At 67.6% G+C, this 17,887-nt stretch carries 15 protein-coding genes; 6 read left to right on the top strand and 9 right to left on the bottom strand.

Annotated features, from left to right (window positions below; translation table 11 throughout):
• Positions 1–14 precede the first annotated feature (14 nt).
• The 3 genes from IHE46_RS01130 to IHE46_RS01120 all read left to right on the top strand — a co-directional run bounded on the left by IHE46_RS01130 (position 15) and on the right by IHE46_RS01120 (position 4,050).
• Positions 15–1,739, top strand: coding sequence for a lysophospholipid acyltransferase family protein (locus IHE46_RS01130; protein ID WP_192162688.1), 1,725 nt, complete (start codon positions 15–17; stop codon positions 1,737–1,739).
• The gene (locus tag IHE46_RS01125; protein WP_192162686.1) at positions 1,736–2,563 is read left to right on the top strand and encodes a UDP-2,3-diacylglucosamine diphosphatase; all 828 of its coding nucleotides are present in this window, start codon (positions 1,736–1,738) and stop codon (positions 2,561–2,563) included. The genes IHE46_RS01130 and IHE46_RS01125 overlap by 4 nt, the downstream gene beginning before the upstream one ends.
• A gap of 137 nt (positions 2,564–2,700) precedes the next feature.
• Positions 2,701–4,050, top strand: a complete 1,350-nt coding sequence (locus IHE46_RS01120; protein ID WP_192162684.1) for a lysozyme inhibitor LprI family protein — start codon at positions 2,701–2,703, stop codon at positions 4,048–4,050.
• 30 nt (positions 4,051–4,080) lie between these two features.
• Here the strand turns inward: IHE46_RS01120 and dusB are convergent, their stop codons facing one another.
• Entirely contained in the window at positions 4,081–5,067 is a 987-nt protein-coding gene (gene dusB / locus IHE46_RS01115; RefSeq protein ID WP_192162681.1) for a tRNA dihydrouridine synthase DusB, read from the bottom strand.
• Positions 5,068–5,122: 55 nt separating this feature from the next.
• Between dusB and IHE46_RS01110 the strand changes: the two genes are divergently transcribed.
• A complete protein-coding gene (locus IHE46_RS01110) occupies positions 5,123–5,743 on the top strand; it encodes a flagellar basal body-associated protein FliL (RefSeq protein WP_225562709.1) in 621 nt (206 codons plus the stop codon).
• Positions 5,744–5,749: 6 nt separating this feature from the next.
• On the opposite strand, the gene IHE46_RS01105 is transcribed toward IHE46_RS01110, so the two are convergent.
• Positions 5,750–7,030, bottom strand: coding sequence for a nucleoside permease (locus tag IHE46_RS01105; protein WP_192162679.1), 1,281 nt, complete (start codon positions 7,028–7,030; stop codon positions 5,750–5,752).
• A gap of 133 nt (positions 7,031–7,163) precedes the next feature.
• Here IHE46_RS01105 and rhtC point away from each other — a divergent pair, with 133 nt between their 5' ends.
• Positions 7,164–7,793, top strand: coding sequence for a threonine export protein RhtC (gene rhtC, locus IHE46_RS01100; protein ID WP_192162677.1), 630 nt, complete (start codon positions 7,164–7,166; stop codon positions 7,791–7,793).
• 324 nt (positions 7,794–8,117) lie between these two features.
• Here rhtC and IHE46_RS01095 read toward each other — a convergent pair whose 3' ends face one another.
• Positions 8,118–8,711: a uracil-DNA glycosylase family protein gene (locus IHE46_RS01095; RefSeq protein ID WP_225562708.1), complete on the bottom strand. Its 594-nt coding sequence runs from the start codon at positions 8,709–8,711 to the stop codon at positions 8,118–8,120.
• Complete coding sequence (locus IHE46_RS01090) at positions 8,708–10,081, bottom strand: FAD-linked oxidase C-terminal domain-containing protein (protein ID WP_192162676.1); 1,374 nt, start codon at positions 10,079–10,081, stop codon at positions 8,708–8,710. Before IHE46_RS01090 ends, IHE46_RS01095 begins: the two co-directional genes overlap by 4 nt.
• A gap of 87 nt (positions 10,082–10,168) precedes the next feature.
• On the opposite strand from IHE46_RS01090, the gene IHE46_RS01085 reads away from it, so the two are divergent.
• Complete coding sequence (locus IHE46_RS01085) at positions 10,169–11,362, top strand: SAM-dependent methyltransferase (protein WP_192162674.1); 1,194 nt, start codon at positions 10,169–10,171, stop codon at positions 11,360–11,362.
• Between the two features lie 43 nt (positions 11,363–11,405).
• Here IHE46_RS01085 and IHE46_RS01080 read toward each other — a convergent pair whose 3' ends face one another.
• The 5 genes from IHE46_RS01080 to IHE46_RS01060 all read right to left on the bottom strand — a co-directional run bounded on the left by IHE46_RS01080 (position 11,406) and on the right by IHE46_RS01060 (position 17,444).
• Positions 11,406–11,726 carry a DUF2489 domain-containing protein gene (locus tag IHE46_RS01080; RefSeq protein ID WP_192162672.1) on the bottom strand — a complete coding sequence of 107 codons (321 nt, stop codon included), beginning with the start codon at positions 11,724–11,726 and terminating at the stop codon, positions 11,406–11,408.
• Positions 11,727–11,749: 23 nt separating this feature from the next.
• Positions 11,750–13,123: a S41 family peptidase gene (locus tag IHE46_RS01075; protein WP_192162670.1), complete on the bottom strand. Its 1,374-nt coding sequence runs from the start codon at positions 13,121–13,123 to the stop codon at positions 11,750–11,752.
• A 98-nt stretch (positions 13,124–13,221) separates the two neighbouring features.
• Positions 13,222–14,427, bottom strand: coding sequence for a peptidoglycan DD-metalloendopeptidase family protein (locus tag IHE46_RS01070; RefSeq protein WP_192162668.1), 1,206 nt, complete (start codon positions 14,425–14,427; stop codon positions 13,222–13,224).
• 54 nt (positions 14,428–14,481) lie between these two features.
• Complete coding sequence (locus tag IHE46_RS01065; protein ID WP_192162666.1) at positions 14,482–15,183, bottom strand: phosphatase PAP2 family protein; 702 nt, start codon at positions 15,181–15,183, stop codon at positions 14,482–14,484.
• Positions 15,183–17,444 carry a TonB-dependent receptor gene (locus tag IHE46_RS01060; protein ID WP_192162664.1) on the bottom strand — a complete coding sequence of 754 codons (2,262 nt, stop codon included), beginning with the start codon at positions 17,442–17,444 and terminating at the stop codon, positions 15,183–15,185. The genes IHE46_RS01065 and IHE46_RS01060 overlap by 1 nt, the downstream gene beginning before the upstream one ends.
• Positions 17,445–17,887 lie beyond the last annotated feature (443 nt).

The following is a 17,887-nucleotide window of genomic DNA, read 5'->3' as shown; positions in this document are numbered from 1 at the left end:
CCGGGAGACTCGCCATGCAAGCCATCGAACAGCGTTTGCAGCAACGCTATCCGCACTTGTTCCGCGGCCACCGCGGGCGACTCGCCACTCCGCTGCTGCACGGATGGGCAAGCTGGTCGGGCTTGGATGGCATCGATGCCTTCTGCGCGGAGGCGGAACATGCCGGGTTGCACGGCTTCGCCTTCGTCGAGGCGGCGCTGCGCTTCGTGCAACTGCGCTACGACGTGGACGAGGAAACGCTGGCGCGCATCCCGCCGCAGGGGCCGCTGCTGATCGTCGCCAACCATCCTTGCGGCGGCCTCGATGCGCTGGCGCTGCTGGACATGGTGGGGCGGGTGCGCCGCGACGTGCGCATCGTCGCCAACGAAGTGCTGGAGCTGGTGGAGCCGCTGGCGGAACTGCTGCTGCCGGTGCGCGTGTTCGGCGGCGGCGCCGGCGCGGCCAGTCTGCGCCGGGTAGAACGCGCGCTGCGCGACGGCGAATGCGTGATCGTGTTTCCCGCCGGCGAAGTCTCGCGGCTGGGGCCGGGCGGCGTGCGCGACACGCGTTGGCGTCCCGGCTTCCTGCGCTTTGCGCGGCGTGCCGCGGCGCCGGTGTTGCCGGTGCGCATCGAGGCGCGCAATTCGGCGTTGTTTTACGGGATTTCCGCGCTGTGGCGCCCGGCCTCCACGGCGCTGCTGCCGCGCGAGATGTTCGGCCGTCGTCAGCGCCCGATGCGCCTGCACGTGGGCGAACTGCTGTCGCTGGCGCAGGACGAGGACGAGGACGAAGGCATGGCGCTGAAGCGCATCCGCCGTGCGCTCTACGCGAGCGGCCGCGCGCCGGTGGCCGCCGTTGCTCCGATCGGCCGGCAACCGCTGGCGCCAGCGATCGATGCCGATGTGCTCGCGCGTGCCGTCGAGGCGACCGAGCTGCTCGGTTGCACCGGCGACGGCAAGCAGATCCGCCTTGCGCGCCATGCCGGCGGCTCGCCGCTGCTGCAGGAGATCGGGCGGCTGCGCGAACTGAGTTTCCGCGAGGTCGGCGAAGGCACCGGCCGCAGCCGCGACCTCGATGCCTACGACGCGCATTACGACCACATCCTGGTGTGGGACGCGCAAGCGTCGCGCATCGCCGGCGCCTACCGGGTGATGCGCGGCGCCGAGGCGCTGGCGCACAGCGGACTGGCCGGCCTGTACACCGCATCGCTGTTCCGTTACGAGGACGAAGCGGTGCCGCGGCTGGCCTCGGGGCTGGAGCTGGGGCGGAGTTTCGTGGTGCCCGACTACTGGGGCAGCCGCAGCCTCGACTACCTGTGGCAGGGCATCGGTGCGTATCTGCAGCGCTATCCGGGCGTGCGCTACCTCTACGGCGCGGTGTCGATCAGCGCGGCCATGCCGAGCGCGGCCAGCGAGCAGATCGTGGATTACTACCGGCGCTATCACGGCAGTGCGCAGTTGCTGGCCACCGCGCGGCGGCCGTTCGTTCCCGCCGGCGCGGCGCCCATGCCCAATGAGCAGGAGGATGGCGGCGCGGCGTTCGACGCACTGAAAACGGCACTGGGCCGCCTGGGCGCGTCGGTGCCGATGCTCTACAAGCAATACACCGAGCTGTGCGAACCCGGTGGCGCGCGTTTCCTCGCCTTCGGCGTGGACCCGGATTTCAGCGGCGCCATCGACGGACTCATCGAGGTGGATCTCGAATGCGTGCGGCCGCGCAAGCGACAACGCTACCTGCAGGCGCGGAGCGTGCCGGCATGAGGCGGCTCGTCGCGGTGGCGCAGCGGCCATGGAACGCGGTGTTCATTTCCGACGTGCACCTCGGCACGCGGCATTGCCATGCCGCCGAGCTGGCGGACTTCCTCGACGGCCTGCGCTGCAAGCAGCTGTATCTGGTGGGCGACATCGTCGACCTGTGGTGGATGGCGCAGCGCCGCTCGCAGTGGAGCAGCGCGCATACCCGTGTGATCGAGGCGCTGCACGGATTGCACGCACGCGGTACGGAAATCATCTACGTGCCAGGCAACCATGACCGTCCGCTGCGCCGTGTGTGCGGCCTGATGCTGCCCGGCATGCGGGTGCGCCGGCGCGCGGTCCACGTCACCGCCGACGGCCGCCGCCTGCTGGTCACGCACGGCGACGACTACGACAACGTCACCCAGTTCGGCGGCCTGCAGGAACGCCTGGGCGACTGGCTGTACTACCGCATCCTCACCTGCAACCGCTGGCTCAACATCGCGCGCCGGCGCGCCGGCCTGCGCTACTGGTCGCTGTCGGAGTTCGTGAAGCGGCGCAGCAATGCCGCGGAGCGCTACATCGAGCGCTTCGTGCAGGCGGGCCTGGACGACGTCGCGCGGCGCCAGCTCGACGGCATCGTGTGCGGCCACATCCACCGCGCCGGGCTGATCGAGCGGAACGGCCTGATCTATGCGAACGACGGCGATTGGGTGGAGAGCCTCACCGCGCTGACCGAGGACGCGGACGGCGTGCTGCGCCTGCTCGGACATCGTGGCGAGGTGCTGGCCGAGCTGCCGCCGCGGTTGCGCCTGACGATGGTGGAGATGCCGCACGAGCTGGCTGCCTGAAACCCGGCCCCGCCGGTGCGGCGAGGGTGGCTGACGCGATCTGCCTCCGTCTTGCCATGGCTACGCCTGCATGCGGCCGCAGGATGCGACGGAAGGCGTGGGAGAATTCCGCATCACTGCACAGGCAGGGGGCGGACATGCGTTCGATCGGAATGAAGGTGTCGTTGGCGCTGGCCCTGCTGGGCGCGGCGCCGCTGGCATGGGCGGCGGGATTCGATTGCGCGAAGGCCGGCAGCGCGGCCGAACGCCAGATCTGCGGCAATGCCGAATGGTCCGGGCTCGACGGCCAGATGACGCAGGCCTTCGCGCAGGCGCGCACCAAGGCCGGCACGCAGGCGGATGCCCTGCTGCGCGACCAGCGCAACTGGCTGGGCGAACGCAACGATGCCGTGCTGCAGGCTGCGCAACTCAAGACCACGCGGTACGCGACGGACCTTTATCGGGAGCGCATCGCGTTCCTGGAACACGTCTTCGATGCCCCGCCGACGGATGCGCCCTTGCTTGCCGCCATCGTGAAGCATCTCGCCGGCCAGCCGTCGGCGCCTTCCCAGGCCGAAGCGCTGGGCGGCGATGGTTCGGTGTTCAAGCTGGCGAAGGAACAGCCTTACGATCCATCGAAGCCGCTGCCGTTCGATACGGCACCCCTGGCCAAGCTGGGCGACGATGCAGGCATCGAGATGCCGAGCGCACTGACCGTCGGGCCCAAGCTGCTGCGCCTCGACGAACTGCATCTGGGGGCGCTCTATTCGGTGGCAGGTACGGCGGATTGCGTCACCATGGCGCTTTTCAGTTGGCAGGGACGAGCCGTGCAGCCCGTGCCCGTGCCGGAAACGCTGTCCCAGAACTGCTGGACGACGCAGGGCTGGCTGGTCGAGTTCCAGAACCGCGCCTATGCCTTGCAGTCGGACGACTCCAGCATCGCGGCCAGCGACATCGAGACGCAGCAATGGGACGGCAGCCGCTGGGGTGCGCCGGCGCGCGCGCTGGTGCGCTACGACTACCGCACTTCGCCGCAATACGTGCAATGCGCGCAGGCCGATTGCGCCGGACTGTCCGCGCTGGCCGGCAAGGTGCTGGATCGCTATGTGCGTAGCCGCGATGCCGATGCCTTGGCCGGTCACGTTCCGGCCGATGCGCAGGCGCAGTTCGAGACGCTGCGGCAGCGCGCCGGGAAAGAGGATGGCCTGAAGGAGCTGCCGTGGGCCGACGCGCCAAAGAGCTACACCCATCCTGGCGATGGCTACACGGGTTACCGCGGATTCGACGACGGCAGCGTGTTCTTCCCCATTCGCTGGCAGGGCGAATGGCTGCTGGGCCGGATCGGCCACGCCGCACTGGGCTGGCGTAGCAGCGACGACTGGCTGCTGGGCCTATGGCGCTGGGACGGCCATGCCTTTGTGCCGGTGTTCGGCATGGTGGCGCCCACGCGGCGCGAGGGATTCCTGTTGGCGGCGCGGTTGCCGGCCAAGCCTTTCCAGTCGCATTGATCGACCGCCGGGCGGGCTGGCCCTTCTTCGTCAGGCCGCCAGCAGCTCGCCCGTCGCCAGCGCATCGAAATAATCGCGCACCAGCCGCAACTGTTCCTGCGCGCTCTCGGCGCGGTTCGCCACCTGCCGGAACGCGGCGTTCTCGGGCCGGTCCTTCGCGTACCAGCCAAGGTGCTTGCGCGCGATGCGCACGCCGGCCTGTTCGCCGTAGAAGGCGTAGAGGTGTTCGAGATGGCCGAGCAGGATCGTCGCCACTTCGGCGGGCGTGGGTTCGGGCAGCAGCTCGCCGGTGGCGAGGTAGTGGGCGATCTCGCGGAAGATCCACGGCCGGCCCTGCGCGCCGCGGCCGATCATCAGCGCATCTGCGCCGGTGGCGGCCAGTACGTGTCTGGCCTGCTGCGGCGTGATCACGTCGCCGTTGGCGAACACCGGGATGCGCACGCTGGCCTTCACCGCGGCAATGGTTTCGTATTCGGCCTCGCCTTCGTACTTGTCGGCGCGGGTGCGGCCGTGCACGGCCAGCGCGGCGATGCCGGCGTCCTCGGCGATGCGCGCGATGGCCAGCGCGTTCTTGTTCTGGCGGTCCCAGCCGGTGCGGATCTTCAGCGTCACCGGCACGTCCACTGCGTCGGCCACCGCCTTGCAGATGCGCGCCACCAGCGGCTCGTCCTGCAGCAGGGCGGAGCCCGACCACACATTGCAGACCTTCTTCGCCGGGCAACCCATGTTGATGTCGACGATCTGCGCGCCGTTGGCCACGTTGAAGCGTGCGGCCTCAGCCAGCATCGCCGGGTCGTAGCCGGCGATCTGCACGCTCACCGGCTCGGGCTCGCCTTCGTGGTCCATGCGGCGCAGCGACTTGCGTGTATGCCAGAGACGCGGGTCGGCCGTTGTCATCTCGGATACGGCCAGGCCCGCGCCCAGCCGCTTGCACAGCAGGCGGAACGGCTTGTCGGTGACGCCGGCCATGGGGGCCAGCGCCAGCGGCGGGTCGATGCGGTAAGGGCCGATCTGCATGCCGGTATTGTACCCGGCCGACCTCTTGAACCCGATGAACCGACGGAGACACTGCATGGATACGATCTGGCGCAGGCACGCATGGATGTTCTTGTCGTTGCTGCTGCTGTTGCCGACGGCGGCGCTGGCGCACCACGACCATGGCGACAAGGGCAGCCGCGGGCTGCGCGACGTCACCGTGCTGATCGTGCGGCATGCCGAAAAACCGGCCTCGGGCAGCGGACTGAGCCCGCAGGGCGAGCAGCGCGCGCAGGCCTACGCCAGCTATTTCGACCCGCTGCAGCTCGATGGCCAGAGCTTGGTGCCGGGGCGCTTGATCGCCACCAGGGACAGCAAGAACAGCATGCGGCCGCGCCTTACGCTGACACCGCTATCGCAGCGTCTCGGTCTGCCGATCGAGCAGCCGTACGCCGACGCGGACGTGGACAAGCTGGTGAAGTCGCTGGGCAAGGACAACTCGGCGCCAGTCGTGCTGATCGCCTGGCACCACGGCCACATCGACAAGCTGATCGAGGCCTTCGGCGGCGACCCCAAGGCCATCACCGGCCGCAAGACATGGCCGGGCGACGTGTACGACTGGCTGGTGGTGCTGCACTTCGACGCCAGCGGCCACCTGGATGCCTCGCGCAGCCAGCTGGTACAGGAGCACCTGCTGACGGGCGACGGCGGCAGCTGACGCCGTTCAGTGCGCCGGCGCGCCGTGCCCGGCGGCGCCCGCATCGTGCCGGTGCTTGAACAGCGGCACGAACAGCAGCGCCATCACCAGCGCATAGGCGGCGAAGGCCAGCCAGATGCCGTGCCAGTCCTTGCAGATCAGCACCGCGTCGTTGCAGGCGTGGTCGGTGAAGAAGCGGTCGATCATCCAGCCCGCGATCAGGCTGCCCAGCACCGCGCCGATGCCGTTGGTCATCAGCATGAACAGACCCTGCGCGCTGGCGCGGATCTTCGGGTCGGCCTGGCCTTCGACGAACAGCGAACCGGAGATGTTGAAGAAGTCGAACGCCATGCCGTAGATGATGCAGGAGAGCACGATCATCCACAGGCCGCCGGCCGGGTTGCCCAGCCCGAACAGGCCGAAGCGTAGCACCCACGCCAGCATGCTCATCGTCATCACCGCCTTGATGCCGAAGCGCTTCAGGAAGAACGGGATGGTGAGGATGAACGCGGTTTCGGAGAACTGCGAGATGGAGATGATGATGGTGGAGTACTTCACCGTCAGCAGGTTCGCGTACGCCGGCACTTTCACGAAGTCGCTGAGGAAGGCGTCGCCGTAGGCGTTGGTGAGCTGCAGCGCCGCGCCCAGCAGCATGGCGAAGATGAAGAACACCGCCATGTTGCGGTTCTTGAACAGCACGAACGAGGTGAGCCCGAGGCGGTCCATCAGGCTGCGGCTGTGCGCAGCGTCGAGCTTGGGCGGGCACTTGGGCAGGGTGAAGGCGTACAGGCCCAGCAGCAGCGAAGCCGCCGCCGCCACATGGAACTGCGCGGCGGAAGCCTTGAAGCCCAGCAGGCTGGTCGTCCAGGTGGCGGCGATGAAACCGACAGTGCCCCACACGCGGATCGGCGGATAGGTGCTCACCACGTCCAGGCCTTCCTGCTTCAGCGCGTTGTACGCCACAGCGATGGCAAGCGAGATGGTGGGCATGTAGAAACACATGTACAGCAGCACCACCCAGAACATCTGCTGTGGATCGTTGGCATGAGGAATTACGAGCAGCACTGCCGCGCCCAGGATGTGGAACAGCCCGTACAGGCGTTCGGCGTTGACCCACTTGTCGGCAACGATGCCCGCCAGCGAAGGCATGAACAGCGAGGCGATGCCCATCGTCGAGAAGATCGCGCCGAAGCTGGTGCCCGACCAGTGCAGGGTCTGGAACCACCACGTGCCGATGGTCAGCAACCACGCGCCCCAGATGTAGTACTGGAGGAAATTCAGGGCGACGAGGCGCTGCTTCAGGCTCATGGATCGGGCTCCCCTTGGCCGGGACGGTCCCGTGGCCATGTGTCAGGTGTTGTATCGCGGCAGGTTAGAGGAAGCCGCCGCCGTGCGGCAAGGCGCGCCGCTACACTGCGCGGACCGTGAATGGAGCCAGCGCATGAGCCTTTTCCTGAGTCTCGCCGTGGTGCAGCTGATCGCCCTGATGAGCCCGGGGCCGGACTTCTTCTACGTCTCGCAGACCGCGGTGAGCCACTCGCGCCGCGAGGCGCTGGCCGGCGTGGTAGGCATCACCCTGGGCGTGGCCGTGTGGGCGGCCCTGGCGCTGCTCGGCCTGCAGCTGCTGCTGCATCGCCTGGCGTGGCTGGAGCGGCTGATCGCCATCTGCGGCGGCATCTACCTGTGCTGGATGGGTTTCAAGATGCTGCGCGGAGCGCTGACCGCACCGGCTCCCGATGCCGCCGCGCATGCGGTGCGATTGGCGAACGGTTCCTGGCGCGCGCTGCGCAACGGCCTGTTCACCAACCTCGCCAATCCCAAGGCGGTGGTGTATTTCGGCAGCATCTTCTCCGCCTTCGTGGGCGATGGCGTGGGCGCGAGCGCGCGTTGGGGGCTGTGGGTGATGGTGGTGGCGGAGACGCTGCTGTGGTTCGCGCTGGTGGCGAGCGTGTTTGCGCTGCCGGCGATGCGGCGGGGATATCTGCGGTTGGGACGGTGGATCGACGGCTGCGCGGGGGCGGTGTTCGTGCTGTTCGGGTTGCACCTGGTTTTTGCGCGGCGAGCGGTTTGATTTGCTCTTTCAGGGTCTGGGCTATCGCGAGCTACAGAGCGGTTTCGGACGCCTGCCGGCGCCCGAGTTACTTCTCTTTGCTGGCCCACGCCACCGCTTGGAGCGGTGGCGAACAGCGAAGCTGGCCCGAAGGGCGGAGGGCAGGATGCCCGGAGTCAAGAGAAGTAACCCAGAGAAACGGCCTTATTCAATCCGCCGGAACTACGAGCAGGCTGTGTCGAGAGGGTTGGAACTACTCCCGCCGACACGTCCTGCACAGCGGCCACGCCGCGCCGTATCTGGAAACTGAGGGTATTTGCGTTCTGCGAGAGCCTTTGGCGGGCTTTAGTGCAATGCGCGTTTCACTTGTCTGCGCAGCTCCGGAAGCAGTTCCGTTTCGAACCACGGATTGCGCTTCAGCCAGAGCTGGTTGCGCGGGCTCGGATGGGGCAGCGGCAGCACGCCGCGGGCGAGGTGTTCGCGCCAAGCCAGTACGGTATCGGTGAGCGTGCGGCCGCGTCGATCGGCCAGCAAGCCGGCTTGCGCGTATTGGCCGATCGCCAGCGTCAGCTGGACCTGCTCCAGGCGCGGCAGCAGGCGCGGGTGCCAGGTGGGCGCGCACTCGGGGCGCGGAGGCAGGTCACCGCCCTTGCCGGTGCCGGGAAAGCAAAAGCCCATCGGCACGATGGCGATCTTCGCGGCGTCGTAGAACACGTCCTTGTCGATGCCCAGCCATTCGCGCAGGCGGTCGCCGCTGACGTCGTTGAAGGGTATGCCGGTGTCGTGCACCTTGCGCCCCGGTGCCTGGCTCACGATCAGCAGGCGCGACTGCAGCGATGCCTGCACCACGGGCCGTGGCCCTAGCGGCAGGTGCGCAGCGCACAGGCGGCAGGCGCGGATCTCGGCGAGCAGCCGGTCGAAGGCAGCGGCAGTATTCAAGGCAGCAGCTTGCCCGGGTTGAGGATGCCGTCGGGGTCGAACGCGGCCTTGACGCCGCGCATCAGCTGCAGCGTTTCGCCCGACAGCGCCAGGGGCATGAAGTCGCGCTTGGCGATGCCGATGCCGTGTTCGCCCGACAGCGTGCCGTCGAGCGCGATGACCAGTGCGAACAGTTCGGCCAGCGCGGCGTGGGCGCGTCCGCGTTCGGTATCGTCGCGCGGCAGCAAGTTGACGTGCAGGTTGCCGTTGCCAGCGTGGCCGAAGCTGACGATGGGCAGGTCGTGCTTCGCCGCCAGCCGCTTCACGCCATCCACCAGTTCGGGCAGGCGGCTCACCGGCACCACCACGTCCTCGTTGATCTTGTGCGGCGACAGTTTGCGTTGCGCGGGCGACAGCGCCTTGCGCGCGCTCCACAGCGCTCTGGTTTCCGCGGCGGTTTCGGCCACGCGCAGTTCGACCAGCCCCTCGCCGCGCGCGGCGTGCGCCACGGCTTCCGCGGCGGCGGGCAGGGCGTCCGGTTCGCCGTCCACTTCGATCATCAGCAGCGCACCGGCCTCCGGCACGCCGGCATCGGGCGCGTAGTCGCGCGCGAGCTTCAGTGCCACGTCGTCGATGAACTCCAGCGCGCAGGGCGTGACCGGCTGCGCCATGATCCGCGCCACCGCGCGCGCCGCCGCACCCACGTCGCGGTACGTCGCGCGCAGCGTGCGCACGGCGGAGGGCCGTGGCGTGAGCTTGAGCGTGGCTTCGGTGATCAAGGCCAGCGTGCCTTCCGAGCCGATCAGCAGGCGCGTCAGGTCGTAGCCCGTCGCGCCCTTGCTGGTGTACGTGCCGCAGCGGAAGCTCTCGCCCGTGCCGGCCACCGCGCGCAGCCCCAGCGTGTTCTCGCGCGGGCTGCCGTATTTCACGGTGCGGGGTCCGGCCGAGTTGCAGGCGAGGTTGCCGCCGATGCTGCACCAGGGCGCGGAGGAAGGGTCGGGCGGCCAGAAGAAGCCGTGCGGCGCGAGCGCCTGCTGCAGGTCGTCGTTGAGCACGCCGGGTTCCACCACGGCGAGGCGGTTGTCCGGATCGATGCGCAGGATGCGGTTCATCCGCTCGAAGCTCGCCACCACGCCGCCGTCCACCGGCACCGTGGCGCCCGTGGTGTTGCTGCCGCGGCCGCGCGCCACCAGCGGCACGCGGTGCTCGCGGCAGGCGCGCACCAGCGCCTCGACCTGCGCGTGGTCGGTGGGAAACGCCACGGCATCCGGCAAGGCGTTGAGCCGCGAATTGTCGTAGGCATAGGCGAGGCGTTCGGCCTCGGCGACGGACAGCGCAGCAGGCGGGAAGATGGCGCGCAGGGAGTCCAGCAGGGCGGGCGTCAGTGGCATCGCGCCAGTCTAACGCCGCACACGTTCACGGATGGCCGCGACGGCGCATCCGTTATCCTTGGCGCTTTACCGGATACGACAGCCCGCATGGCCTCCCGCCTTCCCGAACCGACCGCCGACGAGCGCGCGCATTCCGAGCGCCTGCTGCAGCAGCTGCGCGAGCACATCGCCGCGCATGGACCGATGCCGTTCTCGCAATTCATGGAGCGCTGCCTGTACATGCCGGGGCTGGGCTACTACAGCGCGGGCAAGACCAAGTTCGGCGAGGCGGGCGATTTCGTCACCGCGCCGGAGTTGGGCGAACTGTTCGCGCGCTGCGTGGCGAACCTGGTGGCGCCGGTGCTGGACATGCTGGGCGAGGGGGCGAGCTTCATCGAGCTCGGCGGCGGCAGCGGCGCATTCGCCGAGACGATGCTGAAAGCCCTGGCCGAAGCGGGCAGCCTGCCGCACCGTTACCTGATACTCGAGCCCAGCGCCGACCTGCGCGAACGCCAGCGCGAACGCCTGGCCGCTGCGTTGCCCGCCGAGATCAACGAACGCGTCCGCTGGCTGGACGGGCCGCCCGACCATGGTTGGCGCGGCGTGCTGTTCGCCAACGAGGTGATCGACGCGCTGCCCACCACGCGCATCGCGATGAAGGGCGGCGAGGTCTACGAGGAATACGTGGCGCTGGATGGCGAAGGCCGCCTGATGCGCGTGGATCGCCCTGCCGACGCGCTGGTGGCCGGCGCGCTGCGCCACGTCGAGCGCGACATCGGCGAGGAATTCGCCGACGGCTACCGTACCGAGCTGCTGCCGCAGCTGCCGTACTGGCTGCAGGCCGTGGCCGGTTTGCTGGAAGCCGGCGTGATGCTGTTCGTCGACTACGGCTACGTGCGCCGCGAGTTCTACCAGCCCGACCGCCGCGACGGCACCCTGATGGCGCATTACCGCCATCACGCGCACGGCGACCCGCTGTGGCTGCCCGGCCTCAACGACCTCACCGCCTCGGTGGACTTCACCGCGCTGGCCGAAGCCGGCAACAGCGCCGGCTTCGGCGTGGCCGCCTACCTGCCGCAGGCGCAGTTCCTCATTGCCAGCGGTCTGCAGGAAGTCTTCGAGACCGCGCATACGCAGGCCGCCGATGAGGCGGCGCGCTACCGTCTGGCGCAGGAAGTGAAGCGGCTCACCATGCCCGACCGCATGGGTGAGAGCTTCCAGGCGATGTTGTTCGCGCGCGGCATCGACATGCTGCCGCTGCCGGCGGAATTGCTGGAGGCGGACCAGGGCGAGCGGCTATAGGAGTGACTTTTGCTCGGCGAAAGCCGCCGTCTAGGATGAGTTGTTAGCCGTACTGGCTGATGATCGCAATGCAGGCGTTGAGAAGTCTTGGCCTGAACTCGGCTTCAATTCTTGTGAGCTCGGCATCGCGCTCCAGGAGGGCTGGATACGCCCAGAGTAGTCGCTCATTGCCGACCGGAAAGCTGAGAATCGCTCGATTGAACTGATGGAAAACCTGCGAGGTTTCGTCGTTCTGAAGGTCCAGCCGAAGAAGAATCTTGCTTATGCGCTGGCTGCCGATACTGACGCCTACCTGCAATGACAACAGAGCCTTGGCTGCAGACACGAGCTGTTTTTTCCGGGCGGCTTCCTGTTCCGGTGTCATAGAGACCATTTCAGCAGCGATATTTATTTCGCCGCTGGTACTGGCGCCCCGCGCCCCAGCGCCATGCCCTTGAGCACATTCAGCGCCTGCGCCAGCGCGTAGTCGCTGGTGGCGAGTTTGGCTTCGGCGGCGCTGCCGTCGTTGTCGATGTTGCCGCCTGCCTTGCCGTTCTCGTTGGCGAGGTGGTTGGGCAGGTCGGCCTCGGAGCTGATCAGTTCCGCATCGCTGTCGGCCTTCTGCACGCTGAGGTCGGCGAGCGGAATGTCCGGCTTGATGCCTTCGGCCTGGATCGAGGTGCCGTTGGGCGTGTAGTAGCGCGCGGTGGTGATCTTCACCGCATGGTCGGCGTCCAGCGGCAGCACGGTCTGCACCACGCCCTTGCCGAAGGTGCGCTGGCCCATCAGCAGGGCGCGGCGGTTGTCCTTCAGCGCGCCGGAGACGATCTCCGCGGCGGAAGCGGTGCCGTGGTTCACCAGCACCACCATCGGCGCGCCGTTGAGCAGGTCGCCGTGGTGGGCGCTGAAGCTCATGTTGGAGTCGGGCAGGCGGCCGCGCGTGGTGACGATGGTGCCGCCGTTGAGGAAGTCGTCGCTGACGCCCACGGCGGCGGTGAGCAGTCCGCCGGGGTTGTTGCGCAGGTCGAGCACGGCGCCCTTGGGCGCGCCGTCCTTGGCGATCAGCTCGCCGAGCTTGTGTTCGAGGTCGGGCGCGGTGTCGCTCTGGAACTGGGTGATGCGGATGTAGTCGTAGCCGGATTCGAGCTGGCGCACCTTGACGCTGGTGACGTCGATGTTCTCGCGCACCATGGGCATGTCCACCGGCGCGTTGCTGCCTTTGTGCAGGACGGTGAGGGTGATCTTGCTGCCGGGCTTGCCGCGCAGCTTGTTGAACATGTCGTCCACGTTCTGCGAGTCGACCAGGGTGCCGTCGATCTTCACGATGATGTCGCCGGGCTTGATGCCGGCGCGCGAAGCGGGCGTGTCGTCGATGGGGGTGACGATCAGCAGGCCGCCGTCCTGTTCCTCCACCTGGATGCCGAGGCCGCTGTACTGGCCGGTGGTGTCCTCGTTGAGCTGGGCCAGGCCGTCCTTGTCGAGGTACTCGCTGTGCGGATCGAGGTTGGCGAGCATGCCGTTGATCGCGTCGTCCATCAGGTCTTTGTTGCGCACCGGCTCCACGTAGGCCTGGCGCACGATGTCGTAGACGCGGCTGAAACGGCGGATGTCCTCGAGGCTGGGCTGGCCGTCGTTGGTCTGGGGGGCGTCGGCGAGCACATGGGTGGGCGCGAGATCGATGGGCGGTTCGGGCGCGCTGGCGGCGGGCGCGGCCGCGTCCTGCGCATGCACGAACGGCGCCGCCAGCAGCAGGGCGCACAGGCTGTAGGTGGGAAACCGCATGGAACGACTCCGGGGAATGGGGATGAACCTGCCGTGGTAACGGAGAGGTTTTACGCTGCCAGACTGCGACGAAGGCGTGATGACGTCAACGTTGCCAGTTAGTGGGATTTCAGCCAGCTGCGCGGATCGACCGGCTGGCCGTTCTGGCGCAGCTCGAAATACACGCCGGAATTGGTGCCGGTGGGCGCGCTGGCGGTGCCCACGGTCTGGCCGGCGGCGACCGCGTCGCCCACGTTGTGCAGCAAGGCCTCGTTGTTGCCGTACATGCTCATCCAGCCGTTGCCGTGGTTGAGGATGAGCAGCATGCCGTAGCCGCGCAGGAAGCCGGCGTAGACCACGCGGCCATTCGCCACGGCGCGCACTTCGCTGCCGCCGGGCGCGCGGATCAGCACGCCGTTGCCGAAGCTGTGCACCTCGCCGGAGGCCGGCCAGGGCAGATTGCCGCGGATGTTGGCGCCGGCATTGCCCACTTCCACCGGCGGCGGCGCCTTGCCGCCGTGCTTGCGCGCGGCGGCTTGCTGCGCGGCGGCGCGGGCGGCGGCCTCGCGCATCGCCTCGTCGATCTGCTTCTGCAGGCGCGAGACCAGCGAGTTCAGCGACTGCTCGTCCTGCTTCAGCGCGGCCAGCCGTTGCGCCTGGCCCTGGTAGGTGGCGTCGGCCTCCGCGGCCAGCTTTTGCTGTGCGGTGCGCTGCTGGGCCAGCTGTTTGCTCTGCTTTTCGCGCTGGTCGCGCTGGGCCTGCAGTGCCTGTTGTTCGGTGGTGATCTGTTCTTCCAGCGTCTGTAGCTGGGCGAGATCGGCCGTCAGTTGCTGCACCTTCTGCAGCCGGTCCTGCTGGAAGTACTGCGAATAAACCAGCGCACGCGCGATGCGGTCCATGTCGTCGTTGTCCAGCAGCAGGCGCAGGTCCGAGCCGTGGCCCAGTGCATAGCTGGCGCGCAGCAGGTCGGCGATGGCGGCCCGCTGGCCGGCCAGTTTCTGCTGGAGGTCGGCGCGCTGCTGCCGCAGCTGGTCGAGCTGCTGCTGCTTGGCGGCGATGTCGGCGTCGGTCTGGCGCAGGGCGCGCGCGGCGGCGGACAGCGCTGTGGTCTGCTTCGCCAGTTCCGCAGTGAGCTGGTCGCGTCGCGCCGCGGTGGCGGCCTGCTGCTTGTCCAGCGTCTGCACTTCCTGGTGCACGTCGCTCAGTTTCTGCTTGGCCGCGGCCTGTTCGGTCCGGCTCTTGTCCTGCGCATGGGCGGGGACGGCCGCGAGCGCGGCGACAAGCGCGAGCGTGGACAGGGCGGGAGAACGGACGAGGCTGGGCATCGGCCGATTATCACCGAGCCGGCGGATCGGGGCGAGCCGGTCCGCGCAGCCTGTTCACATGGCAGGCGTCTCCGGCAAGGCCAGTGCCTTGCGCAGTTCCGCGCGAGCCGCCGCGTAATCGGCCTGCCACGACGGATCGTCCAGCACATGGCCACCGAGCACGGTGCCGGCCAGCCGGCCGGCTTCCACGTCGCTAGGGAAGTGTGCGCCCATCACGATGCGGTGCTGCGCGTAGATATCCGCACGGGCGAAGATCGCGGCCCGCTTCTCCGGCAGCATGTTGGCCAGCAGCACCGCCGCGGTGTAGCCGAAGGTGGAGTGCCCGCTCGGATAGCTCCAGTCGTTGGGCTTCTCCGCCGCCAGCGGCTGCACCTGCGCGGACACCGCCGCCGGGCGCGGGCGTTGCCAGTAGTTCTTGGCCTGCTTCACTTCGGCCTTGTCCAGCGAGGCCACGCGCTTGAAGAAGGCGGCGGTCCTGGGCAGGCGGTCGGCTTGCAGGTCCGGGCCCAGCGCGTCGGCGAAGCGGAACACGGACCGTTCCGCATCCGCCTTGGCCGCCGCCGCATCGGCGGCGGTGCGGGCGTGCTGCGTGGCCAGCACCGCGTCCAAATCGTGCCGCGCCTCGGCCGAACCTGCTGCCGGTGGCGGCGGCAGCAGGTTCGACAGTTCGACGGGCGGGGGCGCCTTGTTGCCGTCGGCCGCCAGTGCGTTCGGGCCGGCCAGCAGCAGCGACAGCAGCAACAGCGTGCGCTTCATCAGAACAGGTCCGCCGAGAAGGTGATGTTGTAGTTGCGCGACGGGATGGTGAAGTACAGCGGCGTGCTGTCGGCCACGGTGGTGCCGGCCAGCGCGTTGATGTGGGTGTTGTTGAACAGGTTGTTGATCTGGAAGCCGATCTTGAAGTCCTTCACGTCGGCCATGTGCAGGTCGAAGCGGTAGCTGGCGGCGAAGTTGGCGACCGCGTAGCCGCCGATCGGCGTGTCGTCGTTGGCGTTGGCGGTGTAGAAGGTCTTGCCGACGAACTTGTCCATTAGCGACGCGTACATCGGGCCGTTGCGGTAGATCAGGCCCAGCGCGGCGGTCTTGTGCGGCGTATTCGGGTTCCAGGTGTTGCTTTCGGTCTGGATCGCGCGGTTGAGCGAGCCGTTGGCGTAGATGCTGAAGCCGCCGCCGACCATGTAGGTGCCTTCCAGCTCGAGGCCGGTGTAGTGCACGCCGCCGCCGTTGTAGAAATAGGTGACGCCGCCGACCTTCTGGCTCTGGATGAAGTTGTTGAAGTTGATCTTGTAGATGTCGCCGGACAACGTCAGGTCGTCGCTGTTCCAGGTGGTGCCGATCTGCCAGTTGGTGGTCTTCTCCGGCTGCAGGGCACCGTCGGAAACCTGCGGATTAGCCACGTAGAGCAGGTTGAGGTTGGGCGCCAGGAAGCCCTTGGCCCACTGCGCGTAGGCCGTCCAGTCCGAGGTGAACGCATAGTGGTAGGCCACCGAGGGCAGCGTGGCGTGCCACGACGAGGAGTAGTTGAGCGGCGTACCGGTCTTCTGGTTGTATTCGGCGTCGAGATTGCGCTTGAAGTCGTCGTACTTCACGCCGCCCACCAGCCACGAGTCGTCGGTGATGTTCCACTGGTATTCGAGGAACGGCTGGAAGGTGGTCAGCGAGTCGTTCATCACGCGGTCGACCGGGCTGGCGCTGCCCTTGGTCGGTGCGCCGGTGGTGTTGATGGCGGGCAGGTCCAGCGTGTCGTCGAACTCGTATTCCCAGCGCAGGTTGTCCTGGTGGTCGTACCACGCGCCGGTGCGGATTTCGCCCGGGCCGAGTTCCTTGCTCAGGCGGAAGATGTCGCCGAACGAGCGGTACCAGTTGCGCATGTGCTGGCCGGGCACGTCGTTCGGATCGAGGCAGTTGTCGCCTTTCTTGTCGCAGAACGTGCCGTTCGGGGTCTCGCCGTTCGGGTCCAGGCCGTTGAAGCCGAAATGGTTGTAGGCGTAGGTGTAGGCCTTGTTGTCGATCGTCCAGCCGTCGAACTCGGAGTGCAGGCCGATGTAGGCCATGTACGTGGTGATCTTGTCGTTGTTGTAGCGGTAGTACGACTGGCTGGTCGGGTCGTTGTTCAGGCCGTAGTTCGGGCCGTATTCGGCGATCTGCGCCTTGGTGGCGCCGAAGGGTACGTACTGGTTGATCTTGTTCCACATGCCGCCGAAGGTCAGCGTGGTGTTGTCGCCCAGCGGCTGCACGATCTTGGCGAAGATGTTCTGGCGGCGCTGGCCGGCGTAGGTGAGATAGCCGTCCGAGCTGCCGTTCTGCACGTTGACCACGGCGGCGGTGCCGCTGTCGTTGAGCTTGCCGGTGTCGATGCGCGCGCCTTCCACCGCCGTCGCCCAGCTGCCGTAGCTGAGGTAGGGATGGATGTTGAAGTCGTTCGAGGGGTCGATGGACTCCACCGACACAGTGCCGCCGAAGGTGGCGTCGCCCAGCGTGCTGGCGGTACTCGGGCCGCGGTCCACCGTGACGCTGCTGGTGTCCTGGTTGGTGAAGTACGAAGTGGAGTGGTGCGTGAAGTCGTTCGAGTCACCCCACGGGATGCCGTCGAAGGTGACGTTGTACTGGCCGTCCTGGAAGCCGCGGATGCTGGCCACCGAGGTTTCCATCAGACCCGAACCGTTCGGCGCGATGGTGTAGGTGCTGGGCGAGATCGCGATGGCGTCGGTGTAGTCGCCGGTCGGCGCGATGTTTTCCTGCAGGTACAGGCTGCCGACGATCGACTGCGGTTCGACCGCCACCAGCGAGCCCTGCGTCGGGGCCGTGGTGGTCGCGTTGACGGCGCTGGCATTCACCTGCACCTTCGCCAGCGTCTTGGTGTTGTTGTCCGTGGCGCTGGGGACGCTTGCATCCGCTGTCGGTGCGGCAGTCGCGGCGGACGTGGTGTTCGTGTCGTCGGCGCGAACCGGCGAGGCGAGGGCGGCGGCGATGGAAAGCGCGAGTACGGCGCGCAGGACAGGCATGGGCTGGGTCATGAGTGGGCACCGGAGAGGATGAAGGTGTAGTCAGCGGCGCGGATGCTGGGCCCTGCTCATGACATTTGTGCTGCAAAAAGAAGATGCGATTCGTGCGGAAAATTGCGGCCACGTAGCGCAATTTTCTTCTCTTAGTCTTCACTTAGGCTTGTCTTAGGTTTCTCTTAGCCCTTTGCGCGAACAAGGAAATCATTACGTCCGCGACAGAAAGGTTTCACTCGCTTTCCGATACGGTGACCGCGCTGTTTCGCTTTTGCGTACACGAGCGGATTGGCCCGGGGACGAAGGGCACTCCGATGCGTCGCCATCCGGCATCTTGTCCCCCGGTCTTCGGCACGGACGTGCCGCTCGCCGTCGAGCTTGCGGTGGCGTGGGCTGGCACAGCGAAGAAACGCCGCGCCGGCCGGCGATCGAAACCGGCTTGCCCATTGCGGAAAGATCGA

It is taken from the genome of Rhodanobacter sp. DHG33 (assembly GCF_014843005.1).
Lineage (GTDB): Bacteria > Pseudomonadota > Gammaproteobacteria > Xanthomonadales > Rhodanobacteraceae > Rhodanobacter_A.
This window is presented reverse-complemented; position numbering and strand designations above follow the sequence as displayed.

Coding starts and splice junctions, on each gene's coding strand:
- IHE46_RS01130 (WP_192162688.1), top strand. CDS start 15: ATGCAAGCCATCGAACAGCGTTTGCAGCAACGCTATCCGCACTTGTTC.
- IHE46_RS01125 (WP_192162686.1), top strand. CDS start 1,736: ATGAGGCGGCTCGTCGCGGTGGCGCAGCGGCCATGGAACGCGGTGTTC.
- IHE46_RS01120 (WP_192162684.1), top strand. CDS start 2,701: ATGCGTTCGATCGGAATGAAGGTGTCGTTGGCGCTGGCCCTGCTGGGC.
- dusB (WP_192162681.1), bottom strand. CDS start 5,067: ATGCAGATCGGCCCTTACCGCATCGACCCGCCGCTGGCGCTGGCCCCC.
- IHE46_RS01110 (WP_225562709.1), top strand. CDS start 5,123: ATGGATACGATCTGGCGCAGGCACGCATGGATGTTCTTGTCGTTGCTG.
- IHE46_RS01105 (WP_192162679.1), bottom strand. CDS start 7,030: ATGAGCCTGAAGCAGCGCCTCGTCGCCCTGAATTTCCTCCAGTACTAC.
- rhtC (WP_192162677.1), top strand. CDS start 7,164: ATGAGCCTTTTCCTGAGTCTCGCCGTGGTGCAGCTGATCGCCCTGATG.
- IHE46_RS01090 (WP_192162676.1), bottom strand. CDS start 10,081: ATGCCACTGACGCCCGCCCTGCTGGACTCCCTGCGCGCCATCTTCCCG.
- IHE46_RS01085 (WP_192162674.1), top strand. CDS start 10,169: ATGGCCTCCCGCCTTCCCGAACCGACCGCCGACGAGCGCGCGCATTCC.
- IHE46_RS01080 (WP_192162672.1), bottom strand. CDS start 11,726: ATGACACCGGAACAGGAAGCCGCCCGGAAAAAACAGCTCGTGTCTGCA.
- IHE46_RS01075 (WP_192162670.1), bottom strand. CDS start 13,123: ATGCGGTTTCCCACCTACAGCCTGTGCGCCCTGCTGCTGGCGGCGCCG.
- IHE46_RS01070 (WP_192162668.1), bottom strand. CDS start 14,427: ATGCCCAGCCTCGTCCGTTCTCCCGCCCTGTCCACGCTCGCGCTTGTC.
- IHE46_RS01065 (WP_192162666.1), bottom strand. CDS start 15,183: ATGAAGCGCACGCTGTTGCTGCTGTCGCTGCTGCTGGCCGGCCCGAAC.
- IHE46_RS01060 (WP_192162664.1), bottom strand. CDS start 17,444: ATGACCCAGCCCATGCCTGTCCTGCGCGCCGTACTCGCGCTTTCCATC.